This is a genomic window from Caballeronia sp. J97, assembly GCF_905220305.1.
In the GTDB taxonomy this organism is placed as follows: Bacteria; Pseudomonadota; Gammaproteobacteria; order Burkholderiales; family Burkholderiaceae; genus Caballeronia.
On sequence record NZ_CAJMZL010000006.1, the window covers coordinates 32,212 to 53,393 of the forward strand.

A 21,182-nucleotide genomic window follows, 5' to 3' on the forward strand; every position below is an offset into this window, starting at 1 on the left:
ATCCACGAGAAAGTACGTTTGGGGGGCGTATAGTTCTTTACCTCTTGTTCCCCATAGAAGTCATAGAACCCCCGAGCAGACATCGCCTCTCCGCAACTCGAGATAGGGTCCAAAGGTGACTGCGGCGGCTGAGGTGGAGGCGACGGCGCATTACACGCGTAGACCCACGAACTTCCGTTCCACGCTGGACCGGCAGCAAAACCGTATGCACAACTGGGCGGCGGAGTCATGCATTGATAGCGATTGCCGCTCTTTTGCCACGAGTATCCCGGATCGCAACCGGGCGCCCGGGGCACGCCGATCGGATTCTGCACCCATTCTGCATTCGACCTGACAGGGATGGTCAACATCGCACTGAGCGTTGCCATCAACGTCAGAGAGACCGCCGTTTTTATTTTCATTGCCTTCCTTATTGGTTGGCGTAGGCGCAACCCACGTCGATCTGTGCTTGCAGTCCGAGCTGATCGGCAACGAGCGTGTTCGCGCCATCGGCCAGCACGTTGTAGATTTGGAGGATCCACAGAGACCCGTTCCAGCCCATCGCGTAGCGCGCACCCGAGATCGGCGGATTGTGGTTTGAGTAGTCCGTGGTAATGGTTTGCGGCGTGATCCGGTACCACGCCGAACCGCCGGGACCGCAAGCTGGCGGGTAGACGCCCCATCCGTTGTACCAGCCGCTGTATTGCGCATCCGCGGACTGATTGCTGACTAAGCTGCTCGCCCCAACCCAGTTCCCCCGCTTATTGCACACGAAAAGCTGGTTGTTGCGGATCGTGACGCCATTCCATGAGCAGTTCGCGGCCGCCGCATTGATGTTCGCAACGTTGGTGGTCACGACATTAGCGCTTACCGTCCCGCTCGAATTGACGTCTCCAACGTTGACTGGCGCGGACGCTGTTCCCTGATAGTTCTGTATGTACAGCGCGCCTTTGGTACGAACGGCGGCATTCGTGCCGTCGCCGTAATAGATCGCGCCGTTATCGATGTGCAAACTGTTGCCTGTCGGCAGTTGCAGCACTTTTCCAGCCTTGAGCGTTACGTTGCCCGCGTTATTTATGTCGTTACCAGAAGCGTCCATCGGGCCTGTCAGCGGGAGCGCGCCGTCGCGACGATAATAGGGCGAGTTCCCGTCTGACCCGAAGCCATTGATCGCCAGGATCATCCCAGCCTTGTTGCCGGCGGGATTGGGCAGCGTCCATTGCCCCTGATTGCCTGTGATGACGGTCGGCGTCCGGTTGCTTGAGAACCCGAACTGACTGCCACCGGTTGCGATCAGCGTTCCCGCGCCCGCAATGTCCGCAGTGCCCCTTTTAAGCAGCGGAAGCGACGGATAGATTTGCGAGGCGATGTGACAGTTGCCCAATGCGGTCGAGCAGTTATCTGGCACAATCGACAAGGCTATCTGGTAGGCGCCGCCCCAGAACGGGCCCGTCTTGAAGGCGATTTTGTTATTGCTCTGTGCGCTCAACTGCGCGAGTGTCGGCACACTAGCAGGATTGACCGGACTGGCCGTCGTTTGCGAGTAGCCCGCCGGAACGAGCGTCGCATAGTTGTTAGTAATGTAGCTGCCAAGCGCCGCGTTGATCGAGGCCATGTTTTGGCCTTCGATCTGCAACAGGCTCTGTCGCTTGGCTGCGATATCCTCCGTAATCCCTTGCGCCGTCAGCAAGGCTGCGCCGACCAGGACGATCAACATCTCCAATATGCTTCCCATGTCGGCCGCCCAGATTTACGTACGCGTGGTCCACAAGGCCAGCGACGCGGTCGCCCCCGCCGAGGCGCACGCGGTTGCTGCCGACGACGCGCTGAAAGCAGTAGTTGGCGCCGAGATCGTAGTGCCGTTCACGACAACCTGGGTATAAACGGTCGAGAGCGCCGCAATGCTCATCGAGCAGACCGAAGACGTTACCGGATAGGTCAACACGAGCGCGTCGTTCGCCGTGACGAGCGTGCTCACCGTCGTCGACAGCGTCCCGTTGAACATGCCCTTCACCGAGGAGTAATCGGTTGCCACACGCGCACCCGCCGAGTCGAACGCGTGATTCTGCGCTAGGATCTTCAGCGTCTCTCCAGAGAAGTCAGCGTCCGCTTGCGTCGCATTCAGAATGCCCGTGTGGAACATCTGCGCCTCGCTCTTGAACTGCGACGAGCGAATCAGATCGAGCACGTATTTCCCGCCTGCATAGACCGCGAGCGCGAGCAGCGCAGCGCCCGCCATCACCGCGCCGGCTTCGATCATCGAGAGTTCGCCCGACTGGCGCTTGGCGCGGGCAATTTTCAGAATGCGAGCCCGGCGAGCTTTCATCTCTTCCTCGCGCAATGCCTGAGTTTGGTCCTTGGTCATTTGAAGTCCTTTTAGTAGGTGGAAACCGCGGGATTGCCCGAAGTCAGGTTGACGGCGCCGGTCACGATGTACGAGCCAATGCCAAGAGTCAGGAAGAGCGCGGCGGCGAAGCCGAGCAGCATGTAATGCGTGAGCCGTGCGTTGCGCTTGACGGCCTCGACCACGCGATCGAGCGATTCGCGCCCCAGGCTCTTGATCGCCAGTTCGAACTGATCGCGCCCCGCCGCATCAGTGATTGTGTCCACGATCGTCACCGAGAAGATCCCCGTGTCGAGCGCGCGCATCGGCTCATCCGCGCGCGCGGTGAGCCGCCGATTCATCGTCATCAGGTGCCAGCGGAGCCAAGGGTCGGCAGTCTTCAACAACCGCTCGAGCGCCGCCCGCAAGGTCAGGTTCGAATCGAAAAGCCCAGCCAACGAAACGATCAGGAGCGCCGCGCGCAGGTCGCGCCGATTGCGCCAGAGCAGCGGCATGCGATCGAACCGGTCACGCAGGGGTCCCGCCCAGCGCTTGAGGCTCGAAAAGTAGGCGAACACTAAAGAAATCACGATGGTCAGCGTGAGCCACCAATACTCGTAACAGAACGTGTCGAGGTGATAGAGGACGCGCCCGAGGTCAGGCCACTGTTCAAGCGGTCGAACATCCTTCACCTGTGGAAAGATGACGCCGCCGAAGAGCATGCAGTACGCGTACATATAGACCAGCAGCAGCGCCGGATAGGCCATCTGCACCGAAGTCGTTGACGACAAGACGCGCTTCGCCTTCGCGGCCATTTCGGCGAGCTCGAAGCCGCGCACGACCGCATCCTCGCGCGCCGACTCATCCGCGATGTCGAGCAGTGCATATTCATCGCCGGGGATGAATGGTTTGATTGCGTGCGAGAAGCTCTCGCCGCGCTGCATGGTCTCCCGAATGCTCGCGAACACGCGCCACTCGATGCACCCGCGTGAGCGATTGCGCTTCTCGTAGGTTTCGAGCCGATCGAACAACGTCTCGGTGTTGCGCAGGCCTTTGGCCGCGATATCGAGGCGCGTCTCGCGATAGAAATCCTCGCGCACCTTCTGGAAGCGCCAGCGCGCAGCGTTGATCTGCTGCCGCTCGGGAAGCATCTTGGCAAGCGTGTTGAACATGACGGACCTGTTAGAGCATTCGACCGTCGACGCCGGGCATCACGCTGTATTGCGCGAACGACTGCATCGACCGATTGATGAATTGTGGGTCAATCAAACCGCGCGAAGACTTGAAAAGAGCGTGTTCATATAGCGTCTTTCCGGTCATGTCGGCGTTTTCGAAGCCTGTACGACGTTCGCCACGCCAAATCCGGCGCGCGCCGGCCCAGTCGCGCTCCGCAACACGATCCAGAAACTCCGGGGTCGGGCGGTATAGCTCGGCCGCAAGCGACGGACGCTTCGTGCCGCCGGCGACCTTGCCCAAACGCGTGAACAGCCCGTCGAGCCGGCAATGTTGACAGCCTTCGTAGTTGCGGCACGCCATGCATGAGGTATCGAGCCCGAACTTGGTCCGGAGGATCTCGAGGTCGCCTGGCGCCATGACATCTTCGGCCGGCAGCTTGCAGCGATCGCACAACGTTGGAATGAGCTTCTGGTTGCCCACGGCATTGATGAACCCTTCCGCCGCGAGTTCGTCGATCGGCAGTTGCAGGCGGCCACCGGCCATTCGCATCACGGCCGCAATCACGTCGCTGGCGTGCAGCGAGAACCGTACCGGGTGGCCGGTCAACGCTAGTTCGGCCACGAGGCCCATCACCACACGGTCCCGCACTTCACCGATGGTCAGGTCGTCCGGGTCCTGCCGCATGAGTGTGCGAATGACTTCGGCGTATTTCCGGTTCGCTTCATCGTCGGTCTCGTCGGGGCGGCGAATGATCGAATAATCCGAGAGCCACGGCATCGGATATTCCGAGGGCTCGTTGACCGCGAACTGCTTCTTCATTTCGCGGTCGGGCAGCAAGTACGAAAGCGCGCGCAGCGTCGTCGTCTTTCCGGACCCGGTCTCGCCCGTGAGCGCCGTGATGCCGCCGCTCACATGATTCAGGGTTTCGATCAGGTCGAGCTGGCTCTGCTCGAAGCCCATGTCCTTCGGCAGCAACACGTTGTAGTTCTTGAAGTTCCCGTCGAGCAGACGCAACGTCACGTCATAGCCGCCGACCAGCGGCGAGGATTGCCAACGCAGGTTGACGGTGTCGGTCTTGACGACCAGCGGGATCATGGCCGACTGAGGGGCGGTGGGCTGAAAGCTGTTGCCCGAGTTGGTGTTGCGCTGAACCAGGTCGCTGTAGGCCGCAAATAGCGCGCGCCGCACAATGGCCTTGGGCATGTGGCGGAACGTGTACATGTCGCCGTTCACCCGAAAGCGCACTTCCACTTCGTTGTGGTATTCGCGCGGCTCGAAGTGAATATCACTCGCGCCATACGCATGGGCTGCTTCGATGATGTCACGGAAATTGCCGATCGCGCGGCTGGCTTCCCGCACGCCTGTGTTGCCTGTCGAAACCGCCTTGCCTGAATAGATTGCCGCGATCACCGCCTCGCTCGCGATCATCTCTTCGCGCACGAGGATGTCGTTGTTGCCGAGATCCTTGATGAACGAAGCGTACTGGGCCTTCTCGCAGAACCGTGCTGTCGCCACGGCGATCGCAATCCCCGGCTGCAATTCAACAGCGACGAATTCCTTGCGCGCGTCCGCCGGAATGCGCAGCGCTGCATCGTCGCTTGCCCCTGTGAGAATGCGCTTGAACTCGGGCAACGACTCCGCGGAGACAAGCTCCGGACGCCCGGCCGTCAGGCCAACGGTGCGGGCGCTGTCGCCCTCCTCGTCTGCCTCGTCAACGACGATCGCAGTTGATGCCTTGGGCGCCTGCGCGGACGGATCAACCGATGCGCGCGGGCCTTCAACTCCCCCGCGCTCGACGCGAGCGGCAGTCGCACGCTTTGCCGTCCCGAACACCATGACCTCCGGAGTCTCGGGAATCGTCGGCACACTGCCCGCCACGCCGCTCGCCACATTGTTCGGCACAACAAACGGCTCGGCGACGTCGACCACCGACACTGCCGGCGACTCGATCGACGGCTCCGTCCGCGATCCGTTCGAATTACGCTCCTCAGCCGACTTCATCCCAGCAGCCAGACTCTCGAACGTGGGTCGCTCAAAGACGGGCGGCACGAACGGTTGGGAGGCGGGTTCATCTTCACGATGCGAGGCGTGCGAGTCCGGGATGCTTGTCGCTGAACCCGTGTCGACGACGGTCGACTCTTCAATCGTCGTGCTTTCGACGTCCTCGATCTCCCCGCCGGAGAGCGCGCGGCCAAGAAACATGACTTGTGGGTTCGTCGCGCGCGAGATGGTGTCAACGGGCGACGCCGCACGGCGCGATTCACTCCGCTTCGACGCGGGCTCCTGTCGTTCGCGCTTGCGCTTTGGCTCAGCACTGCTGGTCCCTTCCACGAAACCGGGACGAGGTGCGCGCAAACGCTTGAAGAAGCCACCGCGCAGCTCGGGCGCGTCCTGATCCTCTTGACTGAACAGACCCATGATTATTTTACGAAGGGAACGAAGGTGGAAGCAGTCTCCGTCGGCAGGCCACCGGGAGGGAGCGGAGATCCGAGATCATTGATAGCCCTCACCGACGGACTATCTGGTGCGACCACCGGTTGATCGGAGGGCGCCGCAATGGTCTCGGTCCATTTACGCTTGCCGTCGACGAGATTGACTGTGAAGCCGTCCACCGAAGCCACGGTCCAGCCGTTCAGCAGACGCGCGCCTTGCCTGGCGGTATAAGTCGCACCCTGATAGTCATAGAGCACATAGGCACCGGACATATCGGAGTACGCGCCAACGAATGTCGCCGGAATGACCCGCTTTGTCGGGGCCGTCCGCACAACCCTCGGAGCAACCGGCGCGGAGGCCATAACGGGCGCTGCAGTTGCGGGGGAGCCGAGAGGCGAAGTCAATCCCACACCTGGGGTCGCCGCCGCCGAGCCACTACTGTCGCTCTTGCGCATCGAGTCGACGATCTTCTGCCGCGCGAGCTTGTCGATGTCGTCGAGCGTCAGATGACTTTCCTGGGCGATCGCGCCGCTCGCTACGAACAGGAGCGTGCCGATCAGTGCAGCCTGGGACCTAAACTGCCGGGAGAATTTAGTTGAGGACATAGTATTTACCCTTCGCGGTGAAGTGCACGCCGGTGCCGTCTTCTTTCAGCTGGACGTCCAGAGACTCCAGCGCCATGTTGTCCGGCAAACGCGCGAGCAGCGTGCTCTGCCATTTGTAGCCGTCGATCTGCCACGCGCCGCGGTGCACCAGCGGCCCTTGCACCTCGCCCGCCATGGGCTGACGCGCGATCAGTCGCTCGGCCGGTTTGATGTCGACGACATAGCCGTGGCTGTTGAGCGTGTCGAGTGTCGTCGACAGCTTCTGCGGCTCGGTCTGTAACGACTTGATCAGCGCTTGTTGCGTCGGCCACGATTGCTCATCAGCAAGCGTCACGCGTTGCACCTCGTCCGCTTCGGGGCCGCGCGTGGTCAGGTGCCACCCGTCGGCATTGAACTGAACCGGGCGGATCGACTCCGGCGCGCGCGCATCGAATTCCTTGAAGGTTCCGCCCTGCCGCTTGTAGGTGATGACACAGGGTCCGGTCGCGTTGCACGACGCCTTCTCGAACTGCCATCCGGCGATGTTGCTCTCCTCGCCACCAAACTTGACCAGCAACTGCGGCCCAAGCAGTTTCGCGAGCGGCGCGGGCGCGGCCAACGTGCGCGTGACGGCTGTCTGATATTCCTGCATGAACGTGGGCGGCGGCGCCGGCGGAGGCGGCGGTGGATTCAGCATTTCGACGGCCTGCTTGCCCCCGAAGAAGAGCGCCGCAAGAATGACCAGAAGCGGGACCGCAGTCGGGACCGCGACCGGCATTTTCTTGACCAGACCGACCTTGCGGACGACGAGGAGCTCGCGAAGCTCGAACCGTTCATCGACCGCATGAAGCTGCGCGCCGAATCCAAGTGTCGCGAGCGCCAACCCGGCTTTCTCGCATTGGTCCTCGATTTCCTCGCGCCGGTCGGCGAGCGCATTGAGCGACAGTTCTTCATCGGCTGTCACTGCCCCACGCTGAACCAGCACCAGATGCACGCGCTCTTCGTTCTGGATAAGCACGAGGACCGCCGGACGGCGACGTACCCGATCAAGCGTGGCGATCCGCGCGGCCGCGGAATACAGCTTGCCGCCCTTTCGTTGATTCGCTTCGAGCGTGCAGAATCCGGCGATCGTTTCGTCGTTCGCCTTGATCTCGGTGTAGTGCGTGGCGCCCAGTTCGTGGGCGTAGCGCCGACGCTCCCCGCGCGCCCCCTTGGCCGAGTAGGCCCGCCACTCAAGCCCGAATACGAGCTTCGCCCCCTTCTCTCCCGGTATCGATTCGAAGTGCATGTGTGTGCTTACCTCGTGCTCACATCGACGGGACGACCGTGGCGGTCAGCATGATCACCTGGAAGGTTCGACCCTTGTTCCAGTTGCCCGACATACCGGCGATACCGTTGTTGCTGGTGCCGTCGTAACGGTTCGCCACCGCCCCGTACAGGACAACGGTTTGACCGTCCGACAATGCGATGGTCTGATCGTCCTTTTGACCGATGATGTCAGGGAGCTGGATCTGTTGAAGCGTCGCGCCCGATCCTGTGCTGATGGTCGTGAAGGGCCCGTTGAGCTTCGAGCTATCGCTCCAGTACGACAGGATGATCTGGTTGTGGTCGTTCACCGAGGGCAGAATATTGATGAAGTCACCGACCGTGACTGATCCGGGCTGGAGGCCGGGGACGCCCGACGTGCCGCCCGTGAGCGACCCAACGCTCGGTGTCGTGGCCGCAAGATAACCCTTTGTCTCGAAGGAGCCGATCGACGCCGGCAAGCCGTTGAGCGTCATCTTTGTCTGGGTGTTGTCCTGGACGGTCTTCCCGAACGTGTTCAAGCCGCTGATGATGGCGTTCGTGCCTTCCAACGGCGACCCGGGTTTGAGCACCGAGAGGCCAACGGTGCCCCCCGCGGCGGTGGCCAGCGACACCGGAGAAGTGAACGTAATCGCGTATTTCTTCAAGCCGTCTGAGATGCGGTTGAACACAATGTCAGTACTCACGCCCGCTTGCGAGCCATCGCTCATATCGATCTGCAGCGTGCGAACCCGAAGCGCGATCTGACGTGTCGAGATCGCATTCTCGCGGGCAAGCAGCGCGCCCATACGATCGACCGCTTCTTTCGTATCGCGCACCAGCACGAGTCGGCTGTGCGGATTGACGACCACTTCGCCCAGCGGAGACTTGAGCTTCTCGAGTTCCGACTGAATGATGGCGATCTGATCGAAGGTGCCGTCGCGGCCTGTTGAAGTAACCGAAGAGAACGAACCGGTATTGCCTGCCATGCCGCCGGTCGCCCCACCCGCCTGACTGCCGGTCGACGTGTCCGTGCCTTTCGACATCTGCGATTTGATCGACACCTTGCCGGGGATTGCCGCGATCGTGAACGTCTTCGTGACAAAGCGGCTGATGGAGATGGTCGTGCCGTCGAACGACCAGTCGAGGCCGAGATTTTCCGTCACGCCGCGCAGGTACTGACCGACCTTGCAGTTGCAGGGCTGCGCATAGACCGGCTCCACGTTCGACTTGGCGAGCGACGCGGAGGTCATCGAACTCGGTTGCGTCGGAGCGACCCCATTCGTCCGCGGAATGAACGCGTCGCGCGGAATGAACACGTCCGGGCTCAGGTGCACCGGATAGCCCGTCGCACTGGACACAAGCGTCGCGATCTTCGAGAGCGGCAGATTGCCCGGAAACACGACGGTCTTCTCGCGGAAGATGGCGGGCAGCGTCGCTTCATAGGCGACAGGCACCAGACGGTCGCCCAGGAACGCGGTCGGCACCTCTTCCACGAGCGCCATCGACTCAGGGCCGTTACCCATCGCCTTGGCGCCTTCCGCATTGGCGGCGTCATAGGCGTGGTTCACATCCCATTGCGACACTGCACAGCCGGTGAGGGAGATGGCCACGAGCATGGCGACAGCGGATTTGATTTTTGTTAGACGCATGGCGATTACTCTTGGCAGTTGGCCGCGCGCGCGACGACGCGGATGACGTTGTTGGTGTGCTTGCAAACGCGCGTGGGCGTGCGCATGTGATTGGTGGCCTGCATGAGTTGCGTCAGGACCGATTTGAAGTCGCCCGAGAAAGTAGCGTTGAACTCGAGCGGCAGATCGTCATCGATCTTCCATGCGAGTTGCCAGCCCTGCTGTTGCAGCCAGCGATCGAGCGCGTTACGCAAGTTGATGTCTTGCGGCGTGATGGTGAGCGACAGCACTCCGCCCGGCCCGGTCGAAGCGCCAGCAGCCGGTACAACAACGGCCGCGACATCGAGCGACGCGATGACGGGCTTGGGCGCGACAGTGCCCGAGACGGTCGTCGCGTCGCCGGGCAAGGCCGTGGGCACGGCCCCAGCCGCCGCCGACGGCGCGACCACGGTTGCAGGCGTGGCCATCGCCACCTGAACAGGCGCGGGCCGTGCGGCGGGTGCCGAGAGCATCTGCCAGCCGTCGCCCGGCGGCGGGGCGATGCGAGACTGATCGGGGTCAGCTGCCGCTGCGAGCGTTGCCACCGTCGTCAAGGCGAGACAAGCGAACAACTGTGCAAACAGGCGCGCGGTGCGGTGCGTTTGAAGAGAGAAAATTGGCGTCATGTTGGTCAGTTCGCGCGCTGCAGGCGACGGTAGATGTTGTTGGCGTAGACGAGTTGCTTATTCGAGGAGACGGCGTTATAGGCTCCGACCGCGCGCCACGTCGGACCGAACTGCTTGATGTTCGAAGCCAGAATCCACGTTCCGACGTAGGCGTTCACGCAGGCATCGAAGAGGTGCTGACGCGAGATGCCGAAGCGCGCGAGCTTTGGAAGCCAGGTCGAGTTGATCTGCATGAGCCCAATATCCTCACTGCCATCGCTGTTGCGATTGGTCACGTAAGGCCGCATGCCAGACTCCTGCTGCGCGATCGCACGCACGAGCTGAACGCTTACGCGGTGATAGATCGCCGCGTCGTCGAGGCAATCGGCTCGGGCCAACGTCGGCGCGGTAGCCGCGAGGAGCATCAAGATGAGACCGGCTCGGTTCATGACGCGGGCCGATCGAAGAACCGAACTTCGTGTTTGCGGAGGACGTTCACCACATTGCCATCGGCGTTGACGATGAACTGTTCGGCCGTGCCGTTGAATTTGTAGTACCGGCCCTTCTGCTCGCCGGACCCCATGTGCGCGACGTCGGCGACGGTCACCTTGCTCACGGTGTCCGCGAACTTGAAGAAGGTCGAACCGTCCTGATCGAAGACGCTTTGCAAAGCAGCCTTGTTCGCGGCATCGAACGCGTACACGGTGCCCGCCACGCGCGCCACTTCCACCTTGTCCGTTGCATTCGAGATCGTGAAGCGCTCCGCGCGGTTGAACGTCACGACGTCGGTTGCGTCATCCCACTTCGGTCGCAGCGATTTGCCGTCACTGCCAACGATCTTCAGTTCTGCGGTCCGCTTCGCTGAGAATTTGATCTGGATGTGGCTGTCGTCGCCGTCGCGGATCGCCACCGCACCCAGTTTCGAGGCAAGCGCCGATTCCGCCTGCGCGGACGCGGCGGGCAGGTTAACGTCGCTTCTCTTCGCAATCTCGGCGATCGGATCTGCGGCGGGCGAAGCAGGCAGGGTTGCGGCGGCAGTTGCCGACGTCGCAGGTGCGACGTAGTTCACGGCGACCGACTGGGGCGCCGAGCGTCGCAGGCTCACATGGCGTGCGTTGAAATCAACGTCCGCGTAAAGGTCCGAGGCGGCAACAAGCCGATCCAGCGACTGCATCCAGTTTTCGCCATCACGCGTGGCGAAGCTCGCCGATGAGGTCAAGTCGATATCTTTCTGTGCCGAACCGGTCCAGCCTTGTGGGACGAGCGCCCTAACCAGTTGGGAAAGCGGCAAGGTCGCGTTCAAGGGCCGCGTGCTTTCCAGACTGCTGCGCGCGCCGACGAGCGCAAGACGTCCCGAGAAACCCGCGAAACCCGAAGGCGTTTCACCACGCGCCTTCTCGCCGATAAAGCGATTGGCCTTCTTCCAGTACGCCGTCGCACTCGATCCGCCGGCCGAGTAGTGGATGACTTCGGGCGTACCTGATACGACGATGTACGGTCCCTGGCTGTGACCCCCATCGACCTTCAAGGACTGCCCCGCGCGTGGCTGGAAGTATGTGTCGCTGCCATCGTTGAAAACGAGCGCCGGTCGCTCGAGCACATTGCCCGCAATCTCATAGTCGAAGTCAAGCGGATCGGTGCCAGCCGCGACCGCATTGAGCGTGACAGCAGCGAGCGCCAGGGTGAGAACTGAGAGCGTGTGCTTCATAGACCGCGTTCGATTTGGGAGAGATGCTTCACGAAGCGCGCGAGATACTCGCGCCCAGGTGCCGGGCTTGCGCTGTGGTAGTACGCGACCGCTTTCACTGCTGAGTGGGTCAGGCGATAGTTCTCGTTGAGAATGTCTTCAGCGACGCGGATATTGGTTGCAGGCGACAGCGCGTCCCAGGCCGAAGCGAAGCGCTTGCCGTGGTACCCCCAGTTCACCTGCATGATCCCGATATCGAAGTCCGAGCGGCCATTGCCGATGAGGTAGCGAATGGAGCGATACGCGTCTTCTCGCGTGCGAAAGAAAAAGCCTCGACCTGCGACGTTGAGCGTCCAAGGCCACGCCCGCCCGTTGTAGGCAGACTCGTTAAGCGCGATACCCGCGAGAATCTTCGGGTCGACCGAGGTGTGCATTGCCTCGAACGGCGCTTGCGCGGTGGCGCACGCCCAGCCGCCCCGCCGCTCGGTCATGCTCGCCTGCGCATCGTCATTCAGATCGGCGGGCCGCAGCCATCCGGCACGCACAAACAGGCTCGCGAGACTGACCGGCGAACCGTCGACGAAGACAGCAGCGACACCATTCGAAGCAGGCTCGATGGTTTGGCCTTCGAACCGGCCCGCCCACGCGAGAAACGGCTTCAACCCGCATGCGTACACCGGCTCACCGGGCAATTCGACAATTGCTCGCTTCGTTCCGTCATCGACCACGACGCGCGTGGGGCTGATGATGGAATCGATGGTCGCGGCGTGCGCGCCGATCCCAGCAAGAGTCAAGCACGCGGCAAGGAGGGCCTTACTCATGGTAGGGCTCCATCACGATATCCTGCGTGACCTGCACCAAAAACTTCTGGCCCGGCTCGACAGTGATCGTCGGCGGAATGTTCTGGTTGCGCTGAAGCACAGTCTGCGCGGTCGCGGCCGCCACCTGTCCTGCTGTGTTTCCGTACGTCGTCACGCCGTTGGGGCTGGCCGTGGTCGCGGTCTGCGAGCCGCTATCAAAGGCTTTCAACAGGATGGCCGTGATGAAGCCCGCGCCGAAGATCTTGAGGAAGTGGTTGTTCACATCGCCCGAGAAACCCGCGTAGCCGTTCGGATCCGCGCCTTGCATGCCGTTCAGCGGCACGCTCTTGCCGTTAGGCAGGCGCAGACTGGTTGACGCAACCAGCAATCGCTCCTGCCCCACCTTAACGTCCGCGCTATACATGCCGTTGATGAACGCGCCTTTGGGGATCATGAGGCAGTCGCCTTGCAGGCTGTCGTACACGTCCTCATCCACCATCAGCGACACGCGACCGGGCTTATCCGAGTTCAACCCCTCCACCGTCTTCACATGAATGACGTGCGGTGGGGTGAGCGTGCAACCCGTTGATCGTCCGTTGAACGTCGTCCGCTCGATACCCCCTTGCGTCGCGGCGTCCTTGAGGAAAGCCCGATCGCGATCGTCGGGCGCTTGTCCTTGCTTGGCCAGAGCGAGCGCCATCGCATCGGCGCCTCCGGTACCGGCAGCCGCGCGCGCGGCTCGAACGTCTTCCAATGAGGGAACGCCGGGCGGCAAGGTAGTGGACGCTTTGGTCGCGTTGCGCGAGGCGCCGGCCTGTTTAAAGATCGACGACGTATAGATCGCGTCCTGCGCGGCGCGGCGCGACAGTTCCCGGGTATCGCCACCGCCCTTGTCGACTTCGTCCTTGAAATCAGCGCCCGTGAGCATCGGCTTGACCGAAGACTTCTGCGCCGCCGCTGCCTCGGATGCGGCGCGAGCCGCCGCTTCTGCGGCCGCGGCTTCGCGCTGCTGACGAATCATCTGATCGATATCGTTGTTGTTCGCTGCAGGCGTCTCCGTGCTGCTTTTGAGCGCGCTCGCCTTTTTGATGCGCGCCTCTTCATCCGCCTTGCTGGTCGCCTGCAACTCGTAGTAGAAGCCCAGGCCGCCGATGACAACGGCGGCAAGGATGCCAATGCTCATGATGGCGTTGCGCGGCGTTTTGCCTTTGACAAGTGCCGCTTGCTCAGCGCTTGGGGTGGCAGCATCCGGTTTCTTTGCCACGATCAGAACACTCCGAGGATCCGACGGCGGCCACGCGTGACCGTGACTTGGTCTTTGCCCGAGCAGAGCACAATCTCGTCGGCAAGCCGTTGAAGCACGAGAAAGTCGCCACGGCGGATGAAGTTCGCAACCACGCGATCGCCATGATCGAGGATGAACGGCACAGGCCACTCTTGCGCCTTCGCCGGCATGCGCATCCAGACGGCGTGACCATCATCAAATACGGTTTCCGGTGTGAACTCAGCCCGTCCATCGACGCTGTAGTCCCAGTTCAGCTTGTCCGGGGCCACGCTGATGCTGCCGGAATCAACTCCGCCTCGACCACCGTTGGCGCTCGCATCGTCGCGCGCGCTGACTCGGGCGATCGGGGCACGCGGGTATTGAAAGCGCACGGTCTGGTAGAACATGCCGCCCGCTGGCGACGCGATGAGCGTGAAGTCGTATTCACGGAGGTTCGTCGTCAGATGCAGTGTGTTGACGAGGTCGGCCTTATGCGGCTTGATGAACACATGGTTCATCTTGTCGTCGTCGATCTCCCACTGAACGCTGTCGCCCATCGCGGGATCGGCAATCAGCTTCTCGCCCTTTTCCAGTTCGATCGTCGTGAGCTTCAGCGGTGCCGTGAGAACGCGATAGATCTGGTCACGGCTGTACGGGAACACGCCGATACGGGCATCACCCGGCATCGTCAGCGGATCGGCGCCACCGTTGAAGGGATTGATCGGGCTCATCGGGTCGCCCGCGATCATGGCAGCGCTCATGCCGCCCGCTTCGCTCGAAGCTTTCTTCGCCTCAGCCGCGGGGGTGGCGAACGCCGCCCATGCAACGAGGACGCACAAGCCGATGACCGGCCGATTCATGAATTTGGTGGCGGTCATGCTTATGCGGTCCGCTCGAGGCGGAAGAACGGAATGTAGATGCCGAAGGGGTTCGCTGTCAGCGCTTGGTCAGCGGTGGGCACGACGATCTGATAGCGCAGGGTCAATGCGAACTGCTTGACGTCAGGCTTGCCGACCGAGCCGGCCTGTGAGGTGGTCGTGGTGAATTCAACAAGGACCGTTGAGTCCTCCAGCAACGCGATGTTGCGCACGTCAACTTCACGGATCAGCTTCGGATTGGCCGTGATTGCCTGAAACGGCGCGTCCAGCTTCAGCCAGTCCCGGAACTGGCCCGTCGCCGCGCCGATCATTTGGGTTTTCACCGAGTTGATGTTGGCGGTCATGCGCGACGTCTCGAGTCGGTCTGTCAATACCGGCTCGATCGTGAACCAGCGCACGGCCATGTCTTTGACGGTTGTGCGGATGGCCTGCGAGTCGGGCTTGTACGCGACGAGCTCGGTCACGATGGGATGTCCACCGACGTCGGCAGAGACCCCGACCACACGGGTTACCGACGGCGGCGGCTGGCGCGTCCAAACAGCGCCTGCGGCCACAAAGGCAAGGCCGAACGCAATCAGCATCCAGCGGTTTGCTTCGAGCTTGAGCCGGGTGCTCGTCTCGAAGATGACCTTGCTCGGGTCTTCCTCGGCGTACATGCCAGGAGCCATCGAAAGCGCGGCGCGACGTTTGTTTTTGAAGAGACGCATGGCAACCCTTGTTGAATGGCTACCATTGAAACAGCGCGGACGTCTTTTATTTCTTCGAAAGACGATGAGTTTTGTGCGCCTTTGCACAACATGATCCAGCGTCGCGTGCTTGCCCTTGCAAGAGAGCCATGAGAGCTATCCAGATAGCGCTGCCAAACGACAAAGACCGCGTTTTTCGCGAGCTTTTCCGGCGCGCGACGAGGTCGATTCGTGCCTTGTTCCGATCTCCTCCACGGCGGGTCGATCAGCCATAGCTCTGATGGCATGTACCATTTTCTGGGGGGGACGCTAAATGGTACACTTCGCGCACACCGTTTTCTTCTTACAAATCATTGCTTTACATTGAATACCTTTTCGACATGGGAGCTATCTGGGTAGCTCTGTCGATTCCAACGGCTCAGCTTTTCGCGCGCGATCGGGCGACGAGTGTGGCGCGTTGCTTGGGGAAACGCAGGACAGGGACGCGGCTGAACTAATCCGTGCCATTTGCGGTGAAACAGGATGTCGGCTGAACGAGTGCATACTTGCGTGACCCGCTTGATTGCGCGGCGAACGTCACCCGGCGCTTTGATTGACGCGCTCGCTGTCTCCCCACGCCCACATGGTCGTCCGCACGTCCATCGCGAAAGGACTACACCCATAGTTGTAGACCTGTCCCACGGATGTAGTCCTCCCGCCCTACAAACGTAGTCTCAAAGTGACCAATAGATGTAGGCTTTTGCGGTTAAGTCTACGGCTATGGAAACAATCGTCCTATAGATGTAGTCCTATCTTCTGAAAAAACACACTGAATCAAGCTCTTACCGGCTGTTAACGATTAGATTAGACTTTTGTTTACTTTGACGATCAGATCGATCTTCGAAAGACCAGAAAACAGAAGTGGCAAAAGGTCGTCCATGACCTTGGTTTGTGCTCGCTCTCGAGTCTCACCAGCTAGGGGCCCTTAAAGCCTACGTTTCTTGGGCGCTACTCGATCCTTGGGTCATCCGGGCGTGAAAAGACTACGTTTTTCGGGGGCAATCGGGGAGCGGCACCATAAACGTAGTCTTCGCAGGTTCGCGGAGCTGTCGGCCCCCCATAAATGTAGTCTTCAGAAGCTCTGACCGGGTCTCGCGGGACAGTTGAGCCTAAAAACGTAGTCTTTGAGTTCCCATCGCGTCGAACGGTGATCTCGCCCACGGCGCGAGGGCTCCTATAAACGTAGTCTTGCCGCCGCGCAGTTTTACTCGGCATCGCCTGTGTCTAAGTTGTTGTCAAGCAACGCTGTCAGGACTACGTTCATAGGGTAGGCAAGCGGCGCTTCTGGCTTTTCAGAGCTCTGACGCACACTCGAGACGTTCGTTCAAGACTACGTTCATAGGGATCGCCAGCCAAAAAGACTACATACCTTTTTTGACATGGGGCTTCATGAGGGCCATAGTGCTGCTAACAGGACCGGCGAGGCGCTATGAGCACGACGAAAAAACAGGTTAAGAACCAGCTAAAGCTTGCTGCAGTGCGCAACGACGACCTAATTTCAACAGTCGATGAACCTTGGACCTCGCCTTCCAATTCGTTGGTACCCGGAACTGCCGGCGACGCTGCTGACGTCCTTACGGAAGAGGACGAAGTGAAGTTGCTCGAGCGTCTCTCGTCGACAGACATTTCACGTCTATACCTAAGCAATGAATCAGAGGGCAAGCGAAACTACCAGCAGAGTCTGGATTTGTTTCGTGAGGGCGTGCCCGTTACTGAGGTCAAAGAGGAACTGCTTCTCAAGAAGGTCAGCCAACGAGTCCGCTTCGTTAATCCACTAAAGTTACTACAGAGCAAACTTCATAATGCGCTGATCTTCGTTGCCCGGCCAACGATGTCGAATCAGCAAGTTTTCTCGGTTTCGCTCGATTATCTCTCATGGCTAGTTGATCATAACGTGAACGACTACGCCTATTTGAAAGCCTCCTTGACCGAGATGCAACAGTCACTGATGCAGATCCCAGACGGGAATCGATGGTTTTCAACGCAGATGATCCAGGACGTTTTGATTGAGGGGACTACCCTTCACTACAAAATTCCTGCGTTTCTTTGCAGGCTGTATGCGGCGCCCGATCGTTATCACCATGTGTCTATGCGGATGAACGCGCGCTTCAAAAGCAAGTACACGCTTAACCTGTACGAGCTTCTCCGAGAGAATCTTTGGAGAGGAGAAACGGGCTACATGACGCTGAACGAATTCAGAGAAAGAATGGGAGTCGGTGCTGACGAATACACCGAATTCAAGCGCCTTAGCATGAGAGTGATTCAGCCCGCACTTGCAGAATTGGAACTGCTCGGAGACATTTACGCATCGGTGCGTTATGGGCGTGAGCAGCGATTTGTCACGTCGCTGAACTTTGTTATTGTTCAGAACCCGAACAGTAAATTGGCGCTTGAAGGCGCGTATCTTGACCCTGGCAGGTACAAGGAACTGCGAGAAGAGTTTGGACTAAACCAAAAACAGGTCAAAGAGATTGTGGAGGCATTCCCAATCGAACGCATTGAGACAATCGCCGACGTCCTCTTATATCGTTACGTCCTAGTAAAGCAGAAAACTCAAGTCAAGAACTGGCTGTCGCTTTTCAAGAGTGCGTTGCGCGACGAGGAAGATCGATACCTCCTCACCAACTCGGAGAAAGCGGAATTGGCGCTTTTCCGTGAGAAGCGGCAACAAGCGGCCTTGCTCGAAGACGCTCAGCGCCGCGAGCGAGAGATTGAACGTCGACGGACCGCTGCAAGAAAGGATCAGGGTGTTCGAATGGATGAATATTGGGCAACTCTGTCGAATAACCAGCGACAGGAGCTCTGGGACGCCTTCCTGGGGTCTTCGGAAGGTAAGCACTTCCGCCAGGCGCGCAAGCTTTCAGCGGGCAGCGCTCCGGATGTGACTCATCCACTCGCGCGGGCGAGTTTTACCGACTTTCTCAAACGCTCCGCGCTTATATAAAATTGTAATTATTGAAATATCAAAAATAATTATCAAAAGACCGAATTGTAACCGCGCACGGCATTGCCTTTTGATTAGTAAGGCAGCGCGCGGCAGAGACATCGGTGGATGCACAGCGGAAAAAATGATGCCCCGGTTCTTCACGGAGCTAAATACTACGGTGTCACCGCGCAGCCTTAACCGAAAGACGTAGTATGTGGTAAATCAATCCCACTCTCTTTACCGAGTCGGCTACCACGTGGTAGTGGCGGCCATCCAGCGTCAACCGGAACGTGTGCGCGACAGGACAATCACTCGTTGGTCTACCACGTGGTAGCGGCCGCCACGCGTATCACGCGGAACATGTGTGCGGCAGATCGATCACTCCCTCGACACCGCGTCGATCTACCACGTGGTAGCAGCGGCCATACGTGCCACTCCGAACGTGTGCGCGGCAGGACAATCACTCGTCGGTCTACGACGTGGTAGCGGCCGCCACGCATATCACGAGGAACGTGTGTGCGGCAGATCGATCACTCCCTCGACACCGCGTCGATCTACCACGTGGTAGCAGCGGCCATACGTGTCACTTTGAACGTGCGTGTGGCAGATCGATCACTCCCTCATTCACCTAGTTTGCCTACCACGTGGTAGTGGCGCATACGCGTCCGTTGTGAGTGACAAATCAGTCACCCAATTACTGAACCGCGTTGCCTAAGGCATTTGTCCACGTGGCGTGTCTGCCACGTGGTAGTGAGATTGCAGTCATACCCTTTCTCGTCAAGCGAGAAAGTTGTTGATTTAACTTATTATTCGATACCCTTCACAAATGGCTGTTCTGTCGCGGCCTCTACCACGTGGTAGCGAAGTTGCACGCTGGCACTAGTTGGGTGACTCACTGCGCCACTACCACGTGGCAGGCGAAGCTTTGATAAGAACAAAACAGATGCCTTCAAGAGTCAAGACATCGGGCACTAGCCGAGAGGCGTGCAAATCATGTTCGAATCTCAATAAATCTGAGCTATCAATTGCTAACTTAATGTAAATTCTAGATTTGCCTCGTAAGGGGCGTTAGAATCAGGCGATCGTCAAATTGGCGAGATTTGGGGGCGAGATGGGACTTGTAATCGCGGTTGCGAATCAAAAGGGTGGGGTAGGGAAGACGACCACCACGATGAACCTCGCGGGAGCCTTTTCCGCTGCCGGTTATCGTGTGTACGTCGCGGATGCAGATGGGCAGCAATCGTGCATGAGTTGGGCTGCGACGGCGGATCCTGATAATCCCCTGCCATTTCGAGTGGGGGCCGTTCGCAAGTTAGAGAAGAATATCGGTCACGAGATCGGGCGTCTGGCCGACGATTACGACATCGTGCTTGTGGATTGCCCGCCGAACATCGACGACCTCACCACTGGTCGAGTGCTCGCTGTGGCCGATGCAACAATAGTTCCGACCAACGCCTCCCCTCTCGACTTATGGAGTAGTGAAGGGATGATGGCGCTTATTGAACGCACCCGGGTCCACAACGCAGCGGGTAAATTTGCCATTTTGGTAAGCAAGACGAATTCAAAGACTGTCTTGCACCGGCAGATGAGCGAAGTTCTCCGCGAGAGCAACGTACTGCTCTTGCGGGCGACGGTAAGACAACGGGAAGTCTATCCACAGGCCGCGGCATTGGGCCGTACAGTCTTTGACGTTCGAGGAGTGCGAGGGGCGAAACCTGCTAAAGAAGAGATCAACGCCTTGTTCGATGAACTCGTCGAGTTGCTAAACAGCGAACAAGAGGTGTCGGAGATGGCGCATGGCTAAGCAACTGAATCTGACGAGCCGAGTAAGGGCGGGTATGGCTTTGGAGCGTCAATCGGCGGAAGAGCGGCTCCAAAAGAACGACGTCACCGAAACGGCTCGACGGGAAGCCGCAGCCGTCGTTGGTCGAGCCTCAGACTCGACAGTACGTTCTCCTGTGACGAGTGCACGTCAGAAGATCAAGGTCATCGAAGCGATTTCGAACCCTTTTAACCCACGCTCTTTCTACAGTTCTGAAACTATCGAGGGGTTGGCGCGCAGCCTCGAAACCGACGGGCAGCTTGAGCCGATCAAAGTTACTAGACTCAGCGATTACCCAGGCAAATGGGTTGTCATCGATGGTGAAAGGCGGCTTCGTGCGGCCAAATTACGGGGGGCCGAATACATCGATGCGGAGCTATGCGAGGAAGGATTAGAAAACCGAACTCTATACCTGCGGGCTTACAGGGCAAATAAGGAGCGCGACGCACAGACGGTTTTTGACGACGCGATCGCCTGGAAGAGGCTTCTTGATCAGGGTGTCTACAAGGATTACGCCGAACTAGCGGCCGCCGTAAATGAAGCGTCTTCACATGTGAATAAGGTGATTCTCCTTAATTCCCTTCCACAGTCGTTCCTCAGTCGAATGGCGCAATTCTCAAATGTTGTCGGTCTTGGTCACGCTTACAACCTGAAGCTGATACTGGATAGGGCGGGGCAGGCCGTTGCAGAACATTGGTTGCAAGAGATCCTCGACGGCCGGGCAACCGTGAGGCGCCTTGAACAAGCGGCTTCTGCAGATGCGCCAACGCGTCGTGGAGGCCCTGGCCGCGTCCACTACCAATCGCGTGTTCAGTTCAAACTCCCCAATGGCGGGGCACTCGGCGAATTGAAACTGTTTGCCGACGGCAGAACCGAGCTTAGTCTGCAGGGCATTGCCGGTGCCTCTCAGCAAGCCTTGGGTGAAAAGATAAAAGAAGTCGTCGAGAATTGGACGCGCGAGCTGGACGGCGAAGCATCCGTCTGATCTTTTTTGGCTCCGAGGGCGGGTGAAGCCCGTTGAGATCG

Annotated in this window: 17 protein-coding genes; 3 read left to right on the forward strand and 14 right to left on the reverse strand. The window is 59.6% G+C overall.

The window, feature by feature from the left end:
• Window positions 1-409: 409 nt before the first annotated feature.
• Genes U4Y90_RS11210 through U4Y90_RS11275 form a run of 14 tightly spaced genes read right to left on the reverse strand, consistent with a single transcriptional unit; the run spans window position 410 to window position 15,390 of the window.
• Window positions 410-1,696, reverse strand: coding sequence for a hypothetical protein (locus tag U4Y90_RS11210; protein ID WP_321794637.1), 1,287 nt, complete (start codon window positions 1,694-1,696; stop codon window positions 410-412).
• A 33-nt stretch (window positions 1,697-1,729) separates the two neighbouring features.
• Entirely contained in the window at window positions 1,730-2,344 is a 615-nt protein-coding gene (locus U4Y90_RS11215) for a hypothetical protein (protein ID WP_321794638.1), read from the reverse strand.
• An 11-nt stretch (window positions 2,345-2,355) separates the two neighbouring features.
• Window positions 2,356-3,474 (reverse strand): type II secretion system protein, encoded by a 1,119-nt coding sequence (locus U4Y90_RS11220; protein WP_321794639.1) that lies wholly within the window; start codon window positions 3,472-3,474, stop codon window positions 2,356-2,358.
• 10 nt (window positions 3,475-3,484) lie between these two features.
• On the reverse strand, window positions 3,485-5,896 hold the full coding sequence (locus U4Y90_RS11225; protein WP_321794640.1) for a GspE/PulE family protein: 2,412 nt from the start codon (window positions 5,894-5,896) through the stop codon (window positions 3,485-3,487).
• Between the two features lie 2 nt (window positions 5,897-5,898).
• The gene (locus U4Y90_RS11230; protein WP_321794641.1) at window positions 5,899-6,516 is read right to left on the reverse strand and encodes a hypothetical protein; all 618 of its coding nucleotides are present in this window, start codon (window positions 6,514-6,516) and stop codon (window positions 5,899-5,901) included.
• The gene (locus U4Y90_RS11235; protein WP_321794642.1) at window positions 6,503-7,783 is read right to left on the reverse strand and encodes a hypothetical protein; all 1,281 of its coding nucleotides are present in this window, start codon (window positions 7,781-7,783) and stop codon (window positions 6,503-6,505) included. The genes U4Y90_RS11230 and U4Y90_RS11235 overlap by 14 nt, the downstream gene beginning before the upstream one ends.
• Window positions 7,784-7,802: 19 nt before the next feature.
• Window positions 7,803-9,431, reverse strand: a complete 1,629-nt coding sequence (locus tag U4Y90_RS11240; protein WP_321794643.1) for a type II secretory pathway protein — start codon at window positions 9,429-9,431, stop codon at window positions 7,803-7,805.
• A gap of 5 nt (window positions 9,432-9,436) precedes the next feature.
• A complete protein-coding gene (locus U4Y90_RS11245; protein ID WP_321794644.1) occupies window positions 9,437-10,075 on the reverse strand; it encodes a toxin co-regulated pilus biosynthesis Q family protein in 639 nt (212 codons plus the stop codon).
• A gap of 5 nt (window positions 10,076-10,080) precedes the next feature.
• Window positions 10,081-10,503 carry a lytic transglycosylase domain-containing protein gene (locus tag U4Y90_RS11250; RefSeq protein WP_321794645.1) on the reverse strand — a complete coding sequence of 141 codons (423 nt, stop codon included), beginning with the start codon at window positions 10,501-10,503 and terminating at the stop codon, window positions 10,081-10,083.
• Window positions 10,500-11,762: a hypothetical protein gene (locus tag U4Y90_RS11255; protein WP_321794646.1), complete on the reverse strand. Its 1,263-nt coding sequence runs from the start codon at window positions 11,760-11,762 to the stop codon at window positions 10,500-10,502. Before U4Y90_RS11255 ends, U4Y90_RS11250 begins: the two co-directional genes overlap by 4 nt.
• On the reverse strand, window positions 11,759-12,562 hold the full coding sequence (locus tag U4Y90_RS11260; RefSeq protein WP_321794647.1) for a transglycosylase SLT domain-containing protein: 804 nt from the start codon (window positions 12,560-12,562) through the stop codon (window positions 11,759-11,761). Before U4Y90_RS11260 ends, U4Y90_RS11255 begins: the two co-directional genes overlap by 4 nt.
• Entirely contained in the window at window positions 12,555-13,805 is a 1,251-nt protein-coding gene (locus tag U4Y90_RS11265) for a TrbI/VirB10 family protein (RefSeq protein WP_321794648.1), read from the reverse strand. Before U4Y90_RS11265 ends, U4Y90_RS11260 begins: the two co-directional genes overlap by 8 nt.
• A gap of 2 nt (window positions 13,806-13,807) precedes the next feature.
• Window positions 13,808-14,683, reverse strand: a complete 876-nt coding sequence (locus U4Y90_RS11270) for a TrbG/VirB9 family P-type conjugative transfer protein (RefSeq protein WP_321794649.1) — start codon at window positions 14,681-14,683, stop codon at window positions 13,808-13,810.
• A gap of 2 nt (window positions 14,684-14,685) precedes the next feature.
• The gene (locus tag U4Y90_RS11275) at window positions 14,686-15,390 is read right to left on the reverse strand and encodes a type IV secretion system protein (protein WP_321794650.1); all 705 of its coding nucleotides are present in this window, start codon (window positions 15,388-15,390) and stop codon (window positions 14,686-14,688) included.
• Between the two features lie 1,447 nt (window positions 15,391-16,837).
• Here U4Y90_RS11275 and U4Y90_RS11280 point away from each other — a divergent pair.
• From U4Y90_RS11280 to U4Y90_RS11290, 3 genes are all read left to right on the forward strand, one after another.
• The gene (locus tag U4Y90_RS11280; protein WP_321794651.1) at window positions 16,838-18,352 is read left to right on the forward strand and encodes a replication initiation protein; all 1,515 of its coding nucleotides are present in this window, start codon (window positions 16,838-16,840) and stop codon (window positions 18,350-18,352) included.
• A gap of 1,093 nt (window positions 18,353-19,445) precedes the next feature.
• On the forward strand, window positions 19,446-20,138 hold the full coding sequence (parA, locus tag U4Y90_RS11285) for a ParA family partition ATPase (RefSeq protein WP_321794652.1): 693 nt from the start codon (window positions 19,446-19,448) through the stop codon (window positions 20,136-20,138).
• Complete coding sequence (locus U4Y90_RS11290; protein WP_321794653.1) at window positions 20,131-21,141, forward strand: ParB/RepB/Spo0J family partition protein; 1,011 nt, start codon at window positions 20,131-20,133, stop codon at window positions 21,139-21,141. Before parA ends, U4Y90_RS11290 begins: the two co-directional genes overlap by 8 nt.
• Window positions 21,142-21,182 lie beyond the last annotated feature (41 nt).